The organism is Tropicimonas sp. TH_r6 (genome assembly GCF_033101155.1).
In the GTDB taxonomy this organism is placed as follows: Bacteria; Pseudomonadota; Alphaproteobacteria; order Rhodobacterales; family Rhodobacteraceae; genus Tropicimonas.
This window is the reverse complement of record NZ_JAWMPX010000012.1, coordinates 64,421-80,166: the sequence shown is the minus strand read 5'-3', so window position 1 is coordinate 80,166 and position 15,746 is coordinate 64,421. Positions and strand designations below refer to the sequence as shown.

General features: G+C 65.8%; 9 protein-coding genes. 4 read left to right on the top strand and 5 right to left on the bottom strand.

The features are described 5' to 3' along the window. Nucleotides 1–11 precede the first annotated feature (11 nt). Both recQ and yaaA read left to right on the top strand, forming a co-directional pair. Nucleotides 12–2,063 (top strand): DNA helicase RecQ, encoded by a 2,052-nt coding sequence (gene recQ, locus R3X27_RS13190; protein ID WP_317709328.1) that lies wholly within the window; start codon nt 12–14, stop codon nt 2,061–2,063. 58 nt (nt 2,064–2,121) lie between these two features. Beyond that, entirely contained in the window at nt 2,122–2,907 is a 786-nt protein-coding gene (gene yaaA, locus R3X27_RS13185) for a peroxide stress protein YaaA (RefSeq protein WP_317709327.1), read from the top strand. A gap of 9 nt (nt 2,908–2,916) precedes the next feature. Here yaaA and R3X27_RS13180 read toward each other — a convergent pair whose 3' ends face one another. Next, nucleotides 2,917–5,268: a response regulator gene (locus R3X27_RS13180; RefSeq protein ID WP_317709326.1), complete on the bottom strand. Its 2,352-nt coding sequence runs from the start codon at nt 5,266–5,268 to the stop codon at nt 2,917–2,919. Between the two features lie 161 nt (nt 5,269–5,429). Here R3X27_RS13180 and R3X27_RS13175 point away from each other — a divergent pair, with 161 nt between their 5' ends. Beyond that, nucleotides 5,430–10,868, top strand: a complete 5,439-nt coding sequence (locus R3X27_RS13175; protein WP_317709325.1) for an alpha-2-macroglobulin family protein — start codon at nt 5,430–5,432, stop codon at nt 10,866–10,868. Then, nucleotides 10,865–12,898 carry a penicillin-binding protein 1C gene (gene pbpC, locus R3X27_RS13170; protein ID WP_317709324.1) on the top strand — a complete coding sequence of 678 codons (2,034 nt, stop codon included), beginning with the start codon at nt 10,865–10,867 and terminating at the stop codon, nt 12,896–12,898. The genes R3X27_RS13175 and pbpC overlap by 4 nt, the downstream gene beginning before the upstream one ends. 181 nt (nt 12,899–13,079) lie before the next feature. Here the strand turns inward: pbpC and R3X27_RS13165 are convergent, their stop codons facing one another. Genes R3X27_RS13165 through R3X27_RS13150 form a run of 4 tightly spaced genes read right to left on the bottom strand, consistent with a single transcriptional unit; the run spans nt 13,080 to nt 15,730 of the window. After that, a complete protein-coding gene (locus R3X27_RS13165; protein ID WP_317709401.1) occupies nt 13,080–13,724 on the bottom strand; it encodes a pseudouridine synthase in 645 nt (214 codons plus the stop codon). Continuing rightward, complete coding sequence (locus R3X27_RS13160; RefSeq protein ID WP_317709323.1) at nt 13,724–14,107, bottom strand: GFA family protein; 384 nt, start codon at nt 14,105–14,107, stop codon at nt 13,724–13,726. Before R3X27_RS13160 ends, R3X27_RS13165 begins: the two co-directional genes overlap by 1 nt. Then, nucleotides 14,097–14,555 carry a GAF domain-containing protein gene (locus R3X27_RS13155; protein ID WP_317709400.1) on the bottom strand — a complete coding sequence of 153 codons (459 nt, stop codon included), beginning with the start codon at nt 14,553–14,555 and terminating at the stop codon, nt 14,097–14,099. The genes R3X27_RS13160 and R3X27_RS13155 overlap by 11 nt, the downstream gene beginning before the upstream one ends. Nucleotides 14,556–14,569: 14 nt before the next feature. Next, nucleotides 14,570–15,730, bottom strand: coding sequence for an acetyl-CoA C-acyltransferase (locus R3X27_RS13150; protein WP_317709322.1), 1,161 nt, complete (start codon nt 15,728–15,730; stop codon nt 14,570–14,572). Nucleotides 15,731–15,746 lie beyond the last annotated feature (16 nt).

Genomic DNA, 15,746 nt, shown 5'->3' with positions numbered 1-15,746 from the left:
CAGGATCGGCCATGGCCGCAGCCTCCCCTTCTGAACTTTTGTCATCCGTCTTCGGATTCGACGCCTTCCGCCCCGGACAGGCGGAAATCGTGGAGGCCGTGACTGCCGGTGAAAACACCCTCGCCATCATGCCGACGGGCGGGGGAAAGTCGCTCTGTTTCCAGCTTCCCGCGCTCTGCCGAGACGGCGTAACTGTGGTGATCTCTCCGCTGATCGCGCTGATGCGGGACCAGGTGCGCGCGCTACGGGCCGCTGGCGTGGCGGCGGGCGCGCTCACCTCCGGCAACACTCCGGAAGAGACCGACGCCGTGTTCGAAGCGCTGGATCGCGGCGCTCTGAAGCTGCTCTACATGGCGCCTGAACGGCTCGCATCCGGAGCGGCGGTGAACATGCTGCGTCGTGTCGGCGTCACGTTGATCGCGGTCGACGAAGCCCATTGCGTCAGCCAGTGGGGCCATGATTTCCGCCCCGACTACCTGCGCATCGGCGAGTTACGAGAGGCGTTGAATGCGCCTCTCGCGGCTTTCACTGCCACGGCAGACGAGGAAACCCGTGCCGAGATCGTCAACCGGCTCTTCGACGGGATCCAGCCCCGCACTTTCCTGCACGGCTTCGACCGGCCAAATATCCACCTCGCCTTCGAAGCCAAGAACACGCCGCGCACCCAGATCCTGAACTTCGCCGCCGCCCGCAAGGGTCGCTCCGGCATCGTCTATTGCGGAACCCGTGCCAAGACAGAGACGCTGGGCCAGGCGCTGCGTGAGGCCGGCCACTCAGCCTGTCACTACCATGGCGGCATGGACGCGGATGACCGCCGCGCAGTCGAACACCGGTTCCAGACCGAAGACGGGTTGATCGTGGTCGCGACGGTCGCCTTCGGCATGGGCGTGGACAAACCCGATATCCGCTGGGTCGCTCATGCGGATCTGCCAAAGAGCATCGAGTCCTACTATCAGGAGATCGGACGCGCTGGCCGCGACGGCGCACCGGCCGAGACACTGACCCTTTACGGCCCGGACGATATCCGACTGCGCCGCACCCAGATTGACGAGGGGCTGGCCCCGCCGGAACGTAAAGTGGCCGATCACGGGCGGCTCAACGCGCTGCTTGGTCTGGCCGAGTCGCTCGGCTGCCGGCGCAAGGTGCTTCTGGCCTATTTCGGCGATGAAGCGGAGCCCTGCGGGCATTGCGACCTCTGCGAACGACCGCCGGAGACCTTCGACGGAACGACCGCCGTCCGCAAGGCACTCTCGGCGATGCTGCGGACGGGCGAGTATTTCGGCACCGGCCACCTGATCGAGGTCTTGCTCGGAAACGAAACGGACAAGGTTCGTGCCCGCAACCACGACAGCCTGCCAACATTCGGGGTCGGCAAGGAATACGGGCGCAAGGAATGGCAGGCGATTTTCCGGCAGATGATGGGCCATGACCTCGTTCGGCCCGATCCGGAACGGCATGGCGCGTTGCGGATGACGGAGCCGGCCCGACCGATCCTGCGCGGCGAGGCCAGCATCACCCTGCGCAAAGACACCATTGCAAAGGCGAAGGACCGCCCCCGTGTCCGGGCACTGGTCTCCGAGGAAGACGCACCGCTGCTCTCGGCGCTCAAAGCCAAACGACGAGCGCTGGCCGAAGCGGCAGGCGTGCCGGCCTATGTCGTGTTCCCGGACCGGACCCTGATCGAGATGGCCCAGCAACGCCCCGCGACCCTGGACGACATGGCTCGGATCAACGGTATCGGCGCAACCAAGCTGGAACGATATGGCGCGACCTTCCTGGAGGTCATCACCGGAGCCAGCGAGGAGATGCACCCGGCGCGGCGGCGATTGGCCGGGCGCGAAAGCGGTGACGTCTTCGACCGGTTGCAGGAGATCCAGTTGCACCTCGCACGGGGCGACGATGGTGCCGGAAAATATCTGAGTTGCCCCCACACGACCCTGCGCCAGATCGCCGAACGTCGCCCCGGTTCGCTGGACGACATGGCGAGAATTCCGGGCATGGGAGCGCAGAAGGTCGAGCGCTTCGGGCCGGCCTTTCTCGCAGCGCTGGAAAACCTGAGTTGAGGGCTGGAACCCGGCGCGCAGATGACTAGATTTGGCAAGTCTTTCGAAAGGATCGTTCATGCTCGTCGTCATCTCGCCCGCCAAACGCCTCGACTGGTCGGAAATGCCCGGGCTCGAGATGAGCCAGCCGGAGTTTCTCGACGAGGCCGTGTCCCTTGCCGGGGCAGCCCGCAAGCTCTCCAAGCCGAGATTGCAGGCGCTGATGGGGATAAGCGCCGAGCTGGCGCGGCTCAACAAGGAACGCTTCGCGGAGTTCCAGGACGCTCCCGCGCCGGACCGTTGCAGGCCCGCCATGCACGCCTTTGCAGGCGACACCTATGCCGGGCTGGAAGCCGCCTCGCTCGACCCCGAGGAAGTCGCCTGGGCGCAGGATCACCTGCGGATCCTGTCCGGCCTTTACGGCGTGCTCCGCCCGCTCGACGCGATCCAGCCCTACCGGCTCGAAATGGGGTCGCGGCTGAAAACGCGGAAGGGCGCCAATCTCTATGACCATTGGGGCGCACACCCGGCCCACGCGCTTGCTCGTGCGGCGGCGCAGACCGGGTCGAGCGTTCTCGTCAATTGCGCGAGCCAGGAGTATTTTTCGGCCGTGCGTGAGGGGGATCTCGGGCTGCGGATCGTGACGCCGGTCTTTCTGGAAGACAAACCAAGCGGGCCGAAGATCGTCAGTTTCTTTGCCAAGAAGGCACGAGGGGCGATGGCGCGCTACATCATCCAGCGGCGCCTGACCAATACCGATCACCTTTCGGAATTCGACACCGGCGGCTATCGGTATCAGACCGAGCTGTCCGAACCGGACCGTCCCGTTTTTCTGAGAGCGGCGCAAGACATCCAGGCGGCCTGACCGGACGCTCTACTCCGCGACGCTGACCTGCTCGACCAATGGTGGCCTGCATCCGCGCGGACAGGCTTCCTTGACGATGGCCATGATCACGGCTTTCTGCATTGGCTTGGTGAGATAGTGATCGAGACCAGCGGACAGGATCTCCTCCTTGTCGCCGGATAGAGCGTGGGCCGTCATGGCAACGATCGGGATATGTCGTGTGCCGGCTTCGAGCCTGCGGATAGCGCTGGTCGCGTCTTTTCCGTCCATCTCCGGCATCGAGATGTCCATGAAGACAAGGTCCGGACGGAAGCTGTCATAGAGTTCGACCGCCTCACGCCCATTGGCTGCAAAGGCGAGGTCGATATCGAGCTCCTTGACCAGCTTTCCAAAGACGAACTGGTTGGTGCGGTTGTCCTCGGCTGCCAGCACGCGCATCTGGCGAAAGGCTGGTGCGGCAGCCGTATTGGGCGCCGAGGCAGGCTTGATAGGCGTAGAATGCCGCCGGGAACTGAAAGCAGGGACGGGGGCCGGTGCGGACGGCTCGAGCTTCGGCTCAGGTTTCAGCTCAGGTTTCGGATTGGAAGGCGGGGCCTGAACGTCATCGAGATATGGCGCAGAATCGGACTCATCCTGTACCGTTAGACTGGCCAGGATACGAAAGAGCTCGGAGCGAAGAATTGGTCGCTTTAGAATGGCGTCAACCGTGTCGCGTTCGGTCTCCTGCTCGGTGGACCGCGTGTCGGCGCAGAGCAGTACAGTCGCAGAGTGAAGGCCAGCGAGGCGCATGGCACCGGCCAGTTCGCTTCCTCGCGCATCCGGAAGGCGTTCGTCGATCAGCACGATCTGGGGGCAGAAACTGTCCCGCACTTCCGCCAGCGCATCGCTGCCTCCGGCAACACAGCGGACCTCCATGCCGAGCTGGCACAGCTGACGCGAGAGGATTTCCTGATCCAGGTCGCCGCCGCCGACCATCATCGCCGTTGACAGGCCCGGCGCCAACCCATGCGGGTCGGGACGGTCCTGCTCGTCGCAGGGCAAGGACAGGCTGAAGCCAAAACAGGAGCCCTTGCCCTTGTCTGACTCCACCCAGATTTCGCCCCCCATCCGTTCGACAATCTGCCGGCTGATGGCCAGTCCCAGCCCGGTCCCCTCGAAGCTGCGATTCTTTTCCTGTTCCTCCTGAGCGAAGGAATCGAAGATATGTGCCTGCTTGTCAGCGGCGATCCCCACGCCAGTGTCTTCAACCGTCACACGGATCTGCCAGTCGCCATCTTCTCCCTCGATCCCGACCACGCGCACCAGCACATAGCCGTCCAGGGTGAACTTAACCGCATTTCCGACCAGGTTCGTCAGCACTTGCCGGACCCGGCCCGGATCGCCCGTCAGACGCGATGGCAGGAAAAGATCGCAATCCACATGCAGATCCAGCCCCTTGTCCCGCGCCATCGGCGCGACGAGGGTAAGCACCTCGTGCAGCATCCGTTCGATGTCGAACGGCTCAGGGCGAAGCTGCATCTTCTCCGCCTCCAGCTTGGAGAAATCCAGCACGTCATTGATGATCGACAGGAGCGATTCCCCCGACGAACGGATGGTCTTGAGATAGAGCCGCTGCTCCTCATCGAGATCGCCTTCCAACAGAAGGTCCGTCATCGCCACGACACCGTTCATCGGCGTGCGCAGCTCGTGGCTCATATTGGCGAGGAAGGAAGACTTGGCGCGGTTTGCCGCCTCGGCCTTGACCCGCGCATCACGCAGCTCCTCCTCGCGCCGCTTCATCGCCGTGATGTCGACGGCAAGGCAGACCATGTCGCCATCTCGCGCGCGACGGTCCAACAGCCGGTAATACTGGCCATTCCAAAGCTGGATCGTCACCTCCGGGATTTCCGCGCAATCCCAGCGATCCAGCATATCCGCAATGAAATTCGAGGGCGTCGCATCGCCGATATCGAAAACGCCTTCCTCGGCGGCGAAGCGGATCACATCGAGATAGGGCACACCAGGCCGGATCACGTCCGAATAGTCGAACAAGGACAGCCAGGCCGTATTGGCCGCGATCAACCGGTCCTGCTGGTCGAAAACGGCAAAACCGTCGGTGATCGTCTCAACGGAATCCCACAGCCTCCGCTCGTGGATTTCCGCCAACTTCTCCGCAAGTTCGAGCTGCGCCTCGGTGCGCTTGTTGCGGTCCTTGAGCTCTGCGGCCTCCTCGCGCACCTGCTCGTATTCCTCACGCTGCTCGATGATCTGTCCGGACAGTTTCAAGGCGTGCTGCGACAGTTTACGATTTGCCTCAAACAGCTCCCGGCTCTTGAGCTCCAACCTGCGTTCCGCAGCCAGTCTCGCCCGTCTTTCGGCGGCCAGTTTGTCCGTCAGGCTCATCGCAAGCACTCTCCCCAGCGACCGCTTCTCGCGGCATTCACGCGAGTCTTCGCGCATTTTGGTGAACGGATGCTTAACCCGGGCGCGTCAGGAAGAGTTGCCAACAGGAAAGCCGCCGTGCGAGACTTTGTGAAGAGGATTTTCCTTGGAGATTTTTTGCCATGCGCCCGGTTCTCCGCCTTTTGAGCATTCTTGTCACCGCGTTGTTCGTTGCGCCCCTCCAGGCACAGGAAAGCCCCATCCCGGAACGACGACTCATCGTCGAACGTGATATGGACTATTTCGGCGCCGATCTTCGGGCGATGTTCGACACCAGCTACGAGGCCTGCCAACGTGCCTGCCTGAGCGACCCGTCCTGCCGCGCTTTCACCTTCAACGGGCGGTCCAATTCCTGTTTCCCCAAAAGCGGTCTGACCCGGCGCGCCCCCTATGAGGGTGCGCGCTCCGCGACAGTGGTCGACACGCCGCCCGAGGTGATCGAACGGGGCATGTTGCGCGCGGCAGAGCTGGATTTCCTGTCAGAGGGCGATCTCGCGGCAGCGCGCAAGGAGGCGGAGGCTGTCTCGACGCGGCATCTCGCGGGCGGCTGGAGCGAGGCGGAGCTTCTGCGCGGCATGGCAGATGAGCGCGCGCGCGGGGCGCATGCAGATGCGTTGCGTTGGGCCGGCGCGGCGATCGCGCTGACCGACAGCGCGGAGACCTGGCGCGTCTATGCCGACAGCTCGTTGCGCTCCAAGGGAGAGAACGACAAGCAGACCCGCAGCCTGCACGCCCGCGCGCTGCCTTCCGCCGTCAATGCCTATCTGCGCTCCCGGGGCGCGGAACAGCAAGTTGAGGCGCTTCTGGTCCTGGCCGAAGCGCTGCAATCGGAACGGCGCGGCCGGACGAGTCTCTCGGCACTGCGATTGGCCGACATGCTCCAGCCATCGCCGGCTGTGGGAGCCGCGCTGGACGATGCCATCGCCAAATACGGGTTCCGGGTCACCGAGCACCGGGTCGACAGCGACCCGGCCGTGCCGCGGATCTGCGCGACCTTCAGCGAGGATCTGGCCAAGGCGGTCGATTTCGAACCTTATGTGCAGCTTCCCGAGACCGGCTTTTCGGTCGAGGCCGAAGGGCAGCAGCTCTGCGTCGAGGGTGTCCAGCACGGGAGCCGCTACCGGATGACCTTCCGCGCAGGCCTGCCCGCCGAGTCGGGCGAGGGGCTGATCAAGGACGTGCCGCTGGAGGTCTATGTCCGTGATCGCGAGCCCTCTGTGCGTTTCCCGGGCCGTGCCTATGTTCTGGCGCGCACGCCGGAAGCCGCGCTGCCGGTCGTCACGGTCAATCTCGACGAGATCGCGCTGGCGCTGCGGCGGGTCGATGACCGCAACCTGATGCAGATGATCCAGCAGAACATGTTCGGCCAGCAGCTTTCGCAATGGGAGGAGCAGGAGCTTCGGACCAAGCTGGCCGAGGAGGTCTGGAGCGGCGCTGGCGAAGTGGACCGAGCGCTCAACAGCGATGTGACGACGCTTCTTCCCATGGGCGAGGCCATCGGCGACCTTCCGGCCGGACTCTACGCCCTGCAGGCCTCGGTCACGGGGGCCGACCCCTATGATAACCCGCCCGCGACACAGTGGTTCGTGATCTCCGATCTGGGGCTTGCCTCGATGAGCGGGGCGGACGGGTTGCATGTTTTTCTGCGCTCTCTGGCTTCGGCTGAACCTCTGGAGGGAATCGAGGTCCAGCTTGTCTCCCGTGCCAACCGGGTGCTGGCCACGGTTGACACCGACGCAAACGGCCATGCGGGCTTCGAGCCCGGCCTGACCAACGGGCGCGGCGGCGCGGCACCGGCATTGGTTCTGGCGCGCAATGGCGACGAGGATATGGGTTTCCTGTCGCTCTCGGACCCGGAATTCGACCTCTCCGACCGCGGCGTCGAAGGGCGCAAGCCGGCCGGGCCGGTGGATCTCTTCCTCGCCACAGATCGTGGTGCCTATCGTGCTGGCGAGGTGATCCATGCCACGGCGCTTGCGCGAGACGGGCAGGCGAAAGCGATTGTCGGGCTGCCGGTCACGTCGATCCTGCGCCGCCCCGACGGCGTGGAGTATTCGCGTCACCTTTCCGATGGCGACGCGGCCGGCGGGCATGTGATGGCCCTGCCGCTTGGCGGCGCCGTGCCGCGCGGGACCTGGACGCTGGCGCTGCACACCGATCCCGACGCCCCGGCACTGGCCACCACAAGCTTGCTGGTAGAGGACTTCCTGCCAGAGCGGATCGATTTCGAGATGTCTTTGCCTGATATTGCGCTGCGCCTTGAGGACCAACCGCCGCTGACTGTCGAAGCGCGGTATCTCTTCGGCGCACCGGGCGGCGACCTGCCGGTGCGCGGCGAGGTCCGGCTCTCGGCTGCCGACGGGCTGAACGCCTATCCCGGCTACAGCTTCGGGCGCCATGACGCCCCGTTCGACCCTTACCTGGAGTCCCTTGACGCCACGCGCACCGATGCGTCCGGCACAGCCGTGATCCCCGTCGCCTTCCCCGAGATCGGCGAGACGACCCACCCGCTGGAGGCGCGCTTCTCCCTGCGTGTGACCGAAGGCTCCGGCCGCCCGGTCGAGCGGCGCATGACCGAGCCGTTGACCCCGTCCGGGCCACTGATCGGCATCAAGGCGCTCTTCGACGGTGTCGTGCCCGAGGGCAGCGAGGCGCAGTTCGAAGTGATCGGTATCGGCGCCGATCTCTCCCCCGCGCCGATGCGGGTGACATGGAAGGTCAACCGCGTCGAGACACGCTACCAATGGTACTCCGCCTATGGCGACTGGAACTGGGAGCCGATGACGCGGCGAACCCGGGTCGCTTCAGGCGAAGCCACGCTGGACGGCACAGCGCTGGCGCTCTCCGCGCCGGTGGAGTGGGGTCGGTACGAGCTGGTCATCGAGCGGCTGGACGGTGCCTATACCGCCGCCTCGGTCGGTTTCGATACCGGCTGGTACGCACCTGCCGATGCCGCCGCCTCGCCGGACCTGCTTGAGGTGTCGCTTGACAAGGAAGCCTATCGCCCCGGCGAGACGGCGAAGCTGCGGCTGGTGCCGCGCAGCGAAGGCAAGGCGCTGATCACGGTCGCCTCGAACCGGTTGATCGACATGCAGACCGTGTCGCTGCCCGAAGGCGAGAGCGTGATCGAACTGCCCGTGACCGACGAGTGGGGGGCGGGCGCCTATGTAACCGCAACGCTGATCCGCCCGATGGACGGGCAATCCGGAAGCCGTGCGCCGACCCGCGCGCTCGGACTGGCCCACGCGGCGGTCGACCCCGGACCGGCTCGACTCTCGGCAGCTTTCGAGGTGCCGGACTCCGCCGCTCCGCGCGCGACATTCGACGTTGCGCTCAAGGTAACCGGTCTGGACGCGGGCACCCGCGGCTTCGCCACCATCGCCGCCGTGGACCAGGGCATCCTCAACCTCACCGGTCACCAGCCGCCCGACGCGACAGGCTACTATTTCGGCCAACGCAAGCTTGGCGTCGGGATGCGCGACATCTACGGGCGCCTGATTGACGGCCAGAACGGCGCCCCCGGCCGCCTGCGGTCAGGCGGTGACGAGGCTTTCCTGCGGATGCAGAGCCCACCGCCGACCGAGGAGCTGGTCGCCTTCTTCAGCGGCCCGCTGGAAGTCGATGCCGATGGCTATGCCCGCACCAGTTTCGACATGCCCGCCTTCAATGGGCAGGTGAAGCTGATGGCCGTGGTCTGGAGCGAAAACGCGGTCGGACAGGCCGCAACGGATGTGCTCGTGCGCGACCCGGCCGTGTTGACCGCTACCCTGCCGCGGTTCCTCGCCCCCGGCGACACAACGCGAATGCGGCTGGAGCTTATCCATGCCGACGGCCCGGCGGGCACATTCGGGCTGGAAGCCTCGGCGCAGGGCGTGACGCTCATGCCGGTGCAATTCCCCGCCAGCGTGTCGCTTGACGAAGGCGGCAAGGCGGTGCTGGAACTGCCCGTTTCTTCCAGCGAGACCGGCCTCGGCGAGATCGAGCTCGTCGTGATCACGCCCGACGGCAAACGGCTTGAGAAGAGCTTGAAGCTGCCGGTGCAGCTCAACGATCCGGAAGTTGCCACAACGAGCCGCTTCCCGCTCGCCGCCGGTGCCAGCTTCACGCTCTCACGCGATGTCTTTGCCGGGCTGCGCCCCGGCACCGGCTCGGCCACGCTGGCGCTCGGACCGCTTGGCACACTTGATGCGCCCGGCCTGCTCTCCGCGCTCGACCGCTACCCCTATGGCTGCACCGAACAGGTGACAAGCCAGGCCCTGCCGCTGCTCTATTTCGACCAGATGTCCCGCGCCATGGGGCTGGAAGAGGGTGAGAAAATCGCCGAGAAGGTCGGTCGCGCGGTGGATATCGTGCTCTCGCGGCAAAGCAGCTCGGGCGGGTTCGGTCTCTGGGGCGCCTATGACGGCGATCTCTGGCTCGACGCCTATGTGAGCGATTTCCTGTCGCGGGCGAAGGGCGAGGGCTACGAGATACCGGAAATCGCCTTCCGTCAGGCGATGGACAACTTGCGCAACCAGCTCAACTACGCCGCCGATTTTGATACCGGCGGCGAGGATCTCGCCTATGCACTGCTCGTTCTGGCTCGCGAGGGTGCGGCTCCCATCGGCGATCTGCGTTATTACGCGGACGTCAAGGGCGGCGATTTCGGTACCCCGCTGGCCACCGCCCAGATCGGCGCGGCGCTGGCCATGTATGGCGACCAGCCACGGGCGGACCGGATGTTCACCCGGGCCGCGCGCCAGCTCCTGCCGCGCATGGGCGAAGAGGAACGTATGGTCTGGCGCGCCGACTACGGCTCCAATCTGCGCGACAGCGCCGGGCTGCTTACCCTCGCGGTGGAATCCGGCAGCGAGGTCTTCGACACACAGCCGTTGATCGACCAGTTGGCCGCCAATGACCGCCGGCGCTCGACGCAAGAATCGGTCTGGACGCTGCTGGCCGCCCACGCTTTGATCGAGACAACCGGCGAAGGTTTCCTGATCGACGGCGCGCCGGTCGAAGGCCCGATGCTGGAGGTCATGGAGGACGAGACGAGTGCGGCGCCGGTCGTCATCACCAACGCCTCGGACCGCGAGGCGCAGCTCACGCTGACCACCTTCGGCGTCCCTGCCCAACCGGAGGAACGCCGCGCTTATGGCATGTCGCTTGAGCGGGAGTATTTCACCATGGATGGCGCCCCGGCCGATCCCGCCCGCGTGGCGCAGGGCACGCGACTGGTCACAGTGCTGACGGTCGCGCCGTTCCAGCCAATGGAAGCGCGACTGATGGTAAACGACCCGCTGCCGGCCGGGTTCGAGATCGACAATCCGAGCCTGATCCGCTCCGGCGATATCGGCGAGCTGTCCTGGCTGGAGACGGCCGATGTGCAGAACGCCGAATTCCGTCAGGAGCGCTTCATGGCTGCCGTCGACTGGCGCTCCGATGACAGCTTCCGCCTTGCCTATATCGTCCGCGCCGTCTCGCCGGGCGCGTATCACCACCCGGCTGCGAACGTCGAGGACATGTATCGACCGCAGTTCCGCGCCCGAACGAGCGAGGGGCGGGTGACGGTGGTTGAATGAGGCGGATCGGCCTCTTCCTGCTTGCCCTGCTGCTCTTTCTGGGGGCCACCGGGCGGGACGCCTTCGACCGATGGGTGGCCGAGACGGAGTTGCCGGTGTTGGTCACCGAGACCTCCGTCGAGGTGCTGGACCGCGAGGGCCGGCTCCTACGCGGTTTCACAGTTGGCGATGGGCGCTGGCGGCTCGCGGCGCGGCCCGGGCAGGTGGACCCAATCTACCCGGCGATGTTGGTTGCCTATGAAGACAAGCGCTTTTACCGCCATCACGGCGTCGACTGGCTGGCGATGCTCCGTGCTGCTGGACAGGCTCTGCGCAACGGTCGGGTGATCTCCGGCGGCTCAACGCTGAGCATGCAGGTCGCGCGCCTGCTGGAGGACGGCACGACCGGGCAGATGGCGGGCAAGCTGCGCCAGTTTCGGCTTGCGCTGGCGCTGGAGACCCGGCTGTCCAAGCAGGAGATCCTTGCCCTTTACTTCGATCGCGCTCCGTTCGGCGGCAATCTCGAAGGGGTACGCGCTGCGACACTGGCCTATTTCGGCAAGGAGCCGCGCCGGCTTACCCCGGCCGAGGCCGCCCTGCTCGTGGCCATCCCGCAGGCCCCCAGCTCGCGCCGTCCCGACCGGCACAATGAGAGCGCCACCCACGCCCGCGACCGGGTGCTTGCCCGCATGGCGGGCGCGGGCGTGATCGACACCGACACCGCCCAAGCCGCCCGCACTACGCCGGTCCCGGATATCCGGCGCAATTTCCCGGCCTTCGCCCCGCATCTGGCCGAACGCCTGCGCGCCGAGCATCCGATGCGCGCGCTGCACCAGACCACGCTGGACCGCGACCTGCAGGCCTCGCTCGAAACTCTGGCCGGACAGGCCGCGCGTGGGGCGGGCGAACAACTCTCGGCCGCCATCGTCGTCGCCGATCACCGGACCGGCGAGATGCTCGCCTCGGTCGGCTCCGCTGGCTATCTCGCCGAGGCGCGCGGAGGCTGGGTCGATATGACCCGCGCGCTGCGGTCACCCGGCTCCACGCTCAAGCCATTGGTCTACGGGCTCGCCTTCGACGCCGGGCTCGCCCATCCCGAGACCCTGATCGAAGATCGCCCGGTCGCCTTCGGTCCCTATGCGCCGGTCAATTTCGACGGGCAATATCGCGGCACGGTTCGCCTCAGCGAAGCGCTGCAGCTCTCGCTCAACATCCCCGTGGTCTCCCTGACCGAGGCGCTCGGTCCGGCACGACTGGTGTCGAAGCTCCGGCGCGCCGGGATCGAACCGGTGATCCCGAGCGATACGCCGGGCCTTGCCGTTGCACTTGGCGGGGTTGGCGTGACGCTGGAGGACCTGATCCGGCTCTATGGAACGCTGGCGCGCGGTGGACGTTCCATGCCTCTGCATGAAGGGGACGCCACGCCGCAAGAGCCGCGCCGGGTGCTGTCGGAGGAGGCGAGTTGGCAGGTCGGACATATCCTCGCCGGGATGCCGCCGCCGCGCCATGCCGCGCGACTGCCGCTGGCCTACAAGACCGGCACCTCTTATGGCCATCGCGATGCCTGGTCCATCGGGTTTGACGGGCGTCACGTCGCCGGTGTCTGGATCGGGCGGCCTGATGGAACGGCCGTGCCCGGTGCCTTCGGGGGCGCGCTGGCCGCGCCGGTCCTGTTCCAGGTTTTTTCCCGTATCGCACCACGCACAGAACGGCTCGGCCCACCGCCGCCCTCGGTCCTGCTCGCTTCCAACGCCGAACTGCCGCCACCGCTGCGCAAGTTCCGTCCCCGCAACGCGATTTTCCGCGCCGAGGCGGATGCGCCGAAACTGGCCTTCCCGCCCGATGGCGCAGAGATCGAGGCGCGGGACGGCTTGTTGCTCAAGGTTCGCGACGGCACCCCGCCCTTCACATGGCTGGCCAATGGCGCCCCTGTCATCCTGCGCACACGGGAGCGCGAGAGCGTGTTGGATCTGCCCGGCGCAGGGTTCCTCGACCTGTCCGTGATCGACGCAGAAGGGCGCGCGTCGCGCGCGAGTGTCGAGATTCAATAGACTTCCGGCGAAAGGAAAACCGGCGCAAGGAGGCGTTTGTGCAAGCTTTCGTTGCGAATCTTGGTGCGGCTATCGTTGCGCTCTGTTGAAACCACCGCGGACGGTAGAAATGTCCGCTCGGCGGCGTGTCAGATTGGTTCAGACGTTTCTCTGGCTCGGCAGTATTGGCGACGATCTTCCCTCAAATGGGACACTTCGCTCGAAACGTCACGTGTTTCCCACCATCGGGGTGCCGAAGCGTCAGCGCCTCGGCATGAAGCATCAACCGCTCGGCGTGCCGAGCGGCGCCCTCCGCGTAAAGCGGGTCCCCCAGGATCGGATGCCCCAACTCGCGCATATGCACGCGAAGTTGATGGCTCCGCCCGGTCTCCGGCAGCAGCCTCATCCGGGTCGCCGCCGCCTCCCGCTCCAGCACCTTCCATCCGGTGCGCGCAGCCTTGCCGCGTTCGAAATCCACCATCTGTTTCGGTCGGTTCGGCCAGTCTGCGATCAGCGGCAGGTCGATCACACCCTCCTCCCCCGCCACGCACCCGACGACCCGCGCAATGTAACTTTTCGAGCAATGCCGCCGTTCGAACTGCATCCCGAGATGCCGCTGTGCGCGCCTGTTCATCGCGAAGACCATCACGCCGGACGTGTCCCGATCCAGCCGGTGCACCAGCAAGACCCCCGAAAAGGCGGCCTCAAGCCGTGCCAGCAGGCAATCGGCCAGATGCGCCCCCTTCCCCGGCACGGAGAGCAGCCCCGACGGCTTGTCGACAAGCAGCAGATCCGCGTCCTGATGCAAGATCACCGGTGGTTCTGACGGAGGATCGTAGTCATCAATCACGGCTGTCGCGGGACCCCGTCTTCACCAATGTCGTAGTAGTCGCCTCTATCCGCGCAGAAGATGTGTTTCTCCACACGAATCCCGGTCGGCTCCTCAAGCGCTCCGAGCGAGAAGGACAGGTCTGGCGCGCCTGTCTCGTCCCAGAACAGGAAGGAGCCGCAGCGCGGGCAGAAGCCCCGGGCCGCCACGTCGCTGGCCGCGAAATAGGTCACCCGCCCGCGTATGTGGACGCATTCCCGTGGTGCCTGCGCCGAGGCCCAGACATGCCCGTCCTGTCGCCGGCACTGGCTGCAATGGCAGATAGAAGCCCGCGAAACCGGCCCGCACACGGAGAAACGAACACGTCCGCACAGGCATTGCCCACGAATCTCATTCGGCATCGGCAAACACCGCCCCAAGGATACGCGCAAGCCCCGCGGCATCCCTGTCGTCAAAGGCCGCCGGACGGTTACTGTCGATATCGAGCACCGCGATCAGCTTCCCGGCGCCGTTCCACACCGGCAGGACGATCTCCGATCGTGTCGAGGAGGCACAGGCGATATGGCCGGGGAATGCGTCGACATCCGCCACAAGCTGGACCTCGCCGGTCCGCGCCGCGGCTCCGCAAACGCCCCGTTCAAAGGGAATCACAAGACATCCATGTCCGCCCTGATAGGGACCGATTTTCAGAAGCTGTGGCGCCACGACCCGATAGAACCCGGTCCAGTCGAAGCGGTCATCCGCGTGATGGATCTCGCAGGCCAGCGTCGCCATCAGCGCAACCGAATCCGTCTCGCCCTCTGTCAGCGCAACGATGACCTTCTCCAACTCGTCATATTCGACCCGCATTCCCACTCCCTTGTTCATGAGCGCTCGATGGCAATCGCCGTGCCTTCACCGCCGCCGATGCAAATCGCGGCCACGCCGCGCTTCAAGCCACGCGTCTCGAGTGCATTGAGCAACGTCACCATGATCCGCGCGCCCGAGGCCCCAATCGGATGACCAAGCGCGCAGGCGCCGCCGTTCACGTTCACCATCTCGCGCGTAATCCCCATCTCGCGCATGAAAGCCATGGGCACAACGGCAAACGCCTCGTTGACCTCCCAGAGATCGACATCCCCGACCTCCCAGCCGATGCGCGACAACAGCTTGCGCGCCGCCGGAACAGGCGCAGTGGTGAACCAACCCGGCGCCTGGGCGTGGCTCGCATGTCCCAGGATTCGAGCCCGCCGCGGCAGCCCGGACTCGTCGGACGTCAGGATCAGCGCCGCGGCCCCGTCCGAAATGGAAGAGGCATTGGCCGGTGTCACCGTCCCGCCCGCGCGGAAGGCGGGCTTGAGATGCGGAATTCTGTCGGGACGCGCGTTGCCGGGTTGCTCATCCTCGGACATGATCACCTCACCCTTGCGCCCGCGAATGGTTACCGGAACGATCTCGCCGGCAAAGGCCCCGCCCTGTTGCGCCGCCAGCGCATTGGACAGGGAGCCGAGCGCGTAATCGTCCTGTGCGGCGCGGGTGAACTGAAAGTGCTCCGCGCAATCCTCCGCGAAGGAGCCCATGAGCCGCCCCTTGTCGTAGGCGTCCTCCAGCCCATCGAGAAACATCGAATCAACCACGGAATCATGCCCGATCCGTGCACCGCCCCGCATCTTGGGCAGCAGGTAAGGCGCGTTGCTCATGCTCTCCATACCGCCCGAGGCGACCGTTTCCGCCTGTCCGAGCGCAATCTGGTCGAAGCCGATCATCGCTGCCTTCATGCCAGAGCCGCACATCTTGTTCAGCGTCGTGGCCGGCACCTCTTCGCCCAGCCCGGCGCCGAACCCTGCCTGCCGCGCCGGTGCCTGGCCCTGCCCATGCGGCAATACACACCCCATCAGCAACTCGTCCACGCTGCCGCATCCAGCCTGCTGTAGCGCGCCCCGAATCGCGGCGGCCCCCAGTTCCGGCGCCTGAAGCGGCGCGAATGCCCCCTGGAATCCGCCCATCGGCGTCCGGGCCGCGCCGGAAATGAAGACTTCTTTCATGTTGTTCGTCCTCCCT

Bases quoted from the DNA above. Each gene is read 5' to 3' on its own strand.
- recQ (WP_317709328.1), top strand. From the start codon at position 12: ATGGCCGCAGCCTCCCCTTCTGAACTTTTGTCATCCGTCTTCGGATTC.
- pbpC (WP_317709324.1), top strand. From the start codon at position 10,865: ATGAGGCGGATCGGCCTCTTCCTGCTTGCCCTGCTGCTCTTTCTGGGG.
- R3X27_RS13155 (WP_317709400.1), bottom strand. From the start codon at position 14,555: ATGCGGGTCGAATATGACGAGTTGGAGAAGGTCATCGTTGCGCTGACA.
- R3X27_RS13175 (WP_317709325.1), top strand. From the start codon at position 5,430: ATGCGCCCGGTTCTCCGCCTTTTGAGCATTCTTGTCACCGCGTTGTTC.
- R3X27_RS13180 (WP_317709326.1), bottom strand. From the start codon at position 5,268: ATGAGCCTGACGGACAAACTGGCCGCCGAAAGACGGGCGAGACTGGCT.
- yaaA (WP_317709327.1), top strand. From the start codon at position 2,122: ATGCTCGTCGTCATCTCGCCCGCCAAACGCCTCGACTGGTCGGAAATG.
- R3X27_RS13160 (WP_317709323.1), bottom strand. From the start codon at position 14,107: ATGCCGAATGAGATTCGTGGGCAATGCCTGTGCGGACGTGTTCGTTTC.
- R3X27_RS13150 (WP_317709322.1), bottom strand. From the start codon at position 15,730: ATGAAAGAAGTCTTCATTTCCGGCGCGGCCCGGACGCCGATGGGCGGA.